This is a genomic window from Streptomyces sp. AcH 505, assembly GCF_000818175.1.
Taxonomy (GTDB): Bacteria; Actinomycetota; Actinomycetes; order Streptomycetales; family Streptomycetaceae; genus Streptomyces.
The window spans coordinates 5,885,878-5,890,371 of sequence record NZ_JTIY01000001.1; the positions used below are offsets into that span (position 1 = coordinate 5,885,878).

A 4,494-nucleotide genomic window follows, 5' to 3' on the forward strand; every position below is an offset into this window, starting at 1 on the left:
GCGGGGGCGGGGCGTTCCGTGCGCGACGAGGTGCGCACCCGCCCCTGGGCGGAGGAGCGGCGCAGGGTGCACGACGCGCTGGGCCCGGCGGGCTGGGCCGCCCACTGGAGCGCGACCGGCGCCCGGCTCTGGGACACCACGCGGCTGCTCGCCGACCGGATACGCACCGGCGTGGTCGACTCCCTCACCGCGGGCGGCGAGGACCTGGCCGAGGCGGCGCGGGTGCGCTCGGTCCTGCTGGACGCGGTGCTCGGCCAGCAGGACGCCGCCTGGCTCGCCGCCTTCGACGGCCGCAGCGCCAGGCTCGAAGGTCTGGCCGCCGTCGCCGAGCACGCGGGCTGGTGGTGGCCCTACGAGAACGTCGCGGTGATCTGCGAGCGGCCCGTCGCGCTGTACCGCGACGAGGCAGGCCGGCTCGACCACGCGGAAGGGCCCGCGCTCGCCTACCCGGACGGCTTCGCGCTGTACGCGTGGCGCGGCATGCCCGTACCCGCCACGTTCCTGGACGAGCTGCCCTCGCTGACGCCCGAGCGGATACGGGGCGAGGAGAACGCGGAGCTGCGCCGCGTCATGCTGGAGCACTACGGCTACGACCGCTTCCTCGCCGAGTCCGGCGCCCGGCCTGTGCACCGGGACGAGACCGGGGTGCTGTGGCGGACGGAGCTGCCGGGCGACGAGGCCGTCGTGATGGTCGAGGTGGTCAACGCGACCCCCGAGCCTGACGGCGAACACCGCACGTACTGGCTGCGGGTGCCGCCCGCGACACGCACCGCGAAGGAGGGAGTGGCCTGGACGTTCGGGCTCGACGCCGACACGTACGAGCCGGTGCGGCAGACCTGAGGCGCCCGCCCGAGGCCGGACAGGGGGGAGGGGAGGCCGGTGGTCCGGGCCGTCCTCTCAGACCGTACGGGCGAGCAGCGCGTCCCTGTCGATCAGGGAAGCGGGTCCCTCGCCCGTGCAGGCGTAGGCACCGGCAATCGCGCCGAGGTGTGCGCACTCCTCCAGATCGCGGCCGGTCAGCCGGCCGTACAGGAAACCGCAGACATACGCGTCGCCCGCGCCGTTGGAGTCCACCACAGGACCTGGCGGCGGTGTCGCCGGGATCGGGCGCGGTGAGCGGCTGCCCTGACGGGACATCAGGTACGAGCCGCCGGCGCCCGCGGTGGCGATCACCGTCTCGGCCCGTCCCTCGCGCAGGATCTCCTTCATCAGCTGGGCGATCCGCCCGCCGGACCCGGACGCGCTGAGGAACACCAGATCGGCGCGGAGCGCGAACTCCCTGTGATGGTCGTCCAGGCCGTCCCAGTCGTGCAGATCGGTCGAGACCGGAACACCGAGTTCTTCGATGTCGTCGAAGAGATGGCGCGCGAAGTTGGTGATGGACAGATGCACATGGCGGGCCCGCCGCAGGTGCGGCAGATAGAACTCACGCGGCATCCGCAGCTCCGCCGGGTCGCGGGCGTCGAAGAAGGACATCCGGCGACCCGTCTTCTCCACGAAGTTGACGGCCCTTCGGGTGCCGGCCGGGGATATCAATGTCTCGAAGTCGACATCGCCCTCGGTGAGCCGCTCCCGCACCTGCTCACCGGTCCTGTCCTCGCCGATGAAGTCGAGGAACTTGACATCGAGCCCGAGCCGCCGGCAGCCCAGGGCCACATTGCCGCCGGTGTGGCCCGGCCATTCGATGATCGGCCCCACCCCGACCGAGTCGGCGAGCGGCACGGGCAGCGAGTCGACCCGGACCACGGTGTCGACCCCGCTGCCCCCGACGACCAGCACATCAAGTCCGGGCCGAGCCGCCTGTTCGGTCCCGTCGGTCCCGTCGGTCTGGCGCTGCGCCACAGTCTCCCCTTGAGTTGTGAACGTTGAGGTGGGTCGTCATGCGTCGGCACGCGCCGGTGTCGAACACCGGTGCTGATGTGTCGCCGTCACCCTACTCACCCGCACCGCCCGCCTCAGCCGTACCAGCCGTACCGCTGCGCGATGACGGGCAGCCGGTCCGCGACGACCGCGTGCGCCGCCGCGCGCGGAGTGGTCCCCTCGGTCTCGGCCCGCTCCAGCACCAGAGTGACCAGCGCGCGCATCGACCGCCGGATGTGGGCGAACGCCTCGTCGGCGGTCGGACCGATGTCGCCGAACAGCGTCCACCACCACCAGGCGTTGGTGGCCGAGTTCACCACGACGTCGGGCAGCACCGTGATCCCGCGTGACGCCAGCAGCTCCTCGGCCTCGGGCAGCACCGGCATGTTAGCCGCCTCGACGATCCAACGCGCCCCGATCCAAGCCTGGTTGACGGAATCGACGGCATACGAGACGGCGGCGGGCACCAGCACGTCGGCCGGCACCGACAGCCACCCGTCCACCGGCAGCTCCCGGTCGTCCGGCCGCAGCGCGGCCCGGTCCACCGTGCCGTACCCGTCACGGGCGGCCAGCAGCGCCTCGACGTCAAGACCGTCCGGGTGGGCGATCGTGCCCTTCACATCGGCCACGGCGACGATCCGCAGCCCGGCTTCGGCCAGGAACCGCGCGGTCGCCCCGCCCATGGTCCCGAAGCCCTGCACGGCGACCCTGATCCCGTCATGGCCGACCTCCGCTCTGTCCAGCGCCGTGAGCACCGACTCGGCGACGCCGCAGCCGCCCACCAGCGCGTCGAGACCGATCCCCGCCACCTCGACGGCGAAGGCGTCGGCGAGCCGCCGCCTGGCCGCCGTCTCGTCGTCGAGCAGCGGATGGACGGCCTGGACGGTCGAGACCAGACCGGCCTCGGCGGCGGCCCGGTCCACGGTCTCCTGGCTCAGCCCCAGATCCTCCCCGGTGGTCCAGAAGCACTCGACGTACGGCCGGGTGGCGCGCAGGAACCTGACAAGCAGGTCGTACGCCCCAGGGTCCCGCGGGTCGCAGTCGACACCGCCCTTGGCGCCGCCGAGCGGCACGTAGCGGGCCGTGGCAGCGTCCGCGTCGAAGTGCAGGGCCTCCTTCATGGTCATGCCGCGGGCGAGACCGGCCACCTCGGACAGCGTGCAGCCCTCGCGCATCCGCAGTCCGCCGCTGGCCACGCCGCGTACCAGCCGGTCCACCACCAGATATCCCTTGCGCCCCGTGGCGTGGTCCGTCCAGGTGAGCGAGATCAGCGGGGCGTCGCCGGGCGGGGTGGGCGTCATCGGGTGGGTCTCCTCGGTCATGTCGACTTCTTGCGGGGGTGACGCGGAATTCTCGCTGATCCCCGGCATGCCGGGGAATCCTGGGGGCACCCCGCCCGTTGTTGTGGCGTATTCCCCGAGTCCGTGTATTCCTCATGCACTCGCCCCGCACCGAACGACGTCCCCCGTCATAATGGGGGGCGACACCGAAGCTCCAGGAGGTGCTGTGACAGGCGCTGGTTCTCCCGTATCGCTGCGTTCACGACTGCGCTCGCTGCGGTCCGAGCCCTTCGGGGCCGACTCGGCGGGGAAGAGGCTGGAGCGCATCCAGAACTCGCCGAACTTCGCCGACGGCGTCTTCCAGAACCCGGTGGGAGCCAGGACCCGGCCGTCCGGCGCTTCCGGCGTCGAGCTGGCGAAGGTCTACTTCGAGAAGGAGCAGCGGGTGCTGCGGGCGCCGGCCGGCACCATTCCCGTCCACCCCACCACGCTCGCCGACATCGCCAGGCCGCCCGCTTCCGGGCTGCGGCTCACCTGGATGGGTCATTCCAGCGTGCTGGCCGAGATCGACGGCAGCCGGGTGCTCTTCGACCCGGTGTGGGGCGAGCGCTGTTCGCCGTTCTCCTTCGTCGGCCCCAAGCGGCTGCACCCCGCGCCCGTGCCGATCGCCTCGCTCGGCTCCGTGGACGTGGTCGTGATCTCGCACGACCACTACGACCACCTCGACCTGCCCACCATCAAGGCGCTCGCCACGACGGACACCGTCTTCGCCGTACCGCTCGGCGTCGGCGCCCATCTGGAGCGCTGGGGGGTGCCCGCCTCGCGCCTGCGCGAGCTGGACTGGAACGAGTCGACGGAGGTCGCGGGGCTCCGGCTCACCGCCACCCCCGCCCGGCACTTCTGCGGCCGCGGCCTGCGCAACAAGCAGCACACGCTCTGGGCGTCCTGGGCCGTCCAGGGGCCCGAGCACCGGATCTACCACAGCGGGGACACCGGCTACTTCCCCGGCTTCCAGGACATCGGCGCCGAGCACGGCCCGTTCGACGCGACCATGATCCAGATCGGTGCCTACAGCGACGCCTGGCCCGACATCCACATGACACCGGCCGAGGGGATGCAGGCGCATCTCGACCTCCAGGGCGGCACGCCCTCCGGTGTGATGATGCCGATCCACTGGGGCACGTTCAATCTCGCTCCGCACCCGTGGGCCGAGCCCGGTGAGGGTACGGTCACGGCCGGCGCCGAGGCCGGCGCACCACTGGCGCTGCCGCGGCCCGGGGAGCCCTTCGAGCCGACGGGTGACGACGTGCCGGACGAGCCGTGGTGGCGGGCCGTCGCCGTCGTGCCGTCCGGC

Annotated in this window: 4 protein-coding genes; 2 read left to right on the forward strand and 2 right to left on the reverse strand. The window is 72.3% G+C overall.

The window, feature by feature from the left end:
• On the forward strand, positions 1-840 hold an 840-nt coding region (locus HY68_RS26355; protein ID WP_041993195.1), incomplete at its 5' end, for a DUF6745 domain-containing protein.
• A gap of 57 nt (positions 841-897) precedes the next feature.
• Here the strand turns inward: HY68_RS26355 and HY68_RS26360 are convergent.
• Both HY68_RS26360 and HY68_RS26365 read right to left on the reverse strand, forming a co-directional pair.
• On the reverse strand, positions 898-1,776 hold the full coding sequence (locus tag HY68_RS26360) for a carbohydrate kinase family protein (RefSeq protein ID WP_041997217.1): 879 nt from the start codon (positions 1,774-1,776) through the stop codon (positions 898-900).
• Positions 1,777-1,955: 179 nt separating this feature from the next.
• Entirely contained in the window at positions 1,956-3,161 is a 1,206-nt protein-coding gene (locus HY68_RS26365) for a Glu/Leu/Phe/Val dehydrogenase dimerization domain-containing protein (RefSeq protein WP_041997221.1), read from the reverse strand.
• A gap of 205 nt (positions 3,162-3,366) precedes the next feature.
• On the opposite strand from HY68_RS26365, the gene HY68_RS26370 reads away from it, so the two are divergent.
• On the forward strand, positions 3,367-4,494 hold a 1,128-nt coding region (locus HY68_RS26370; RefSeq protein WP_041993197.1), incomplete at its 3' end, for an MBL fold metallo-hydrolase.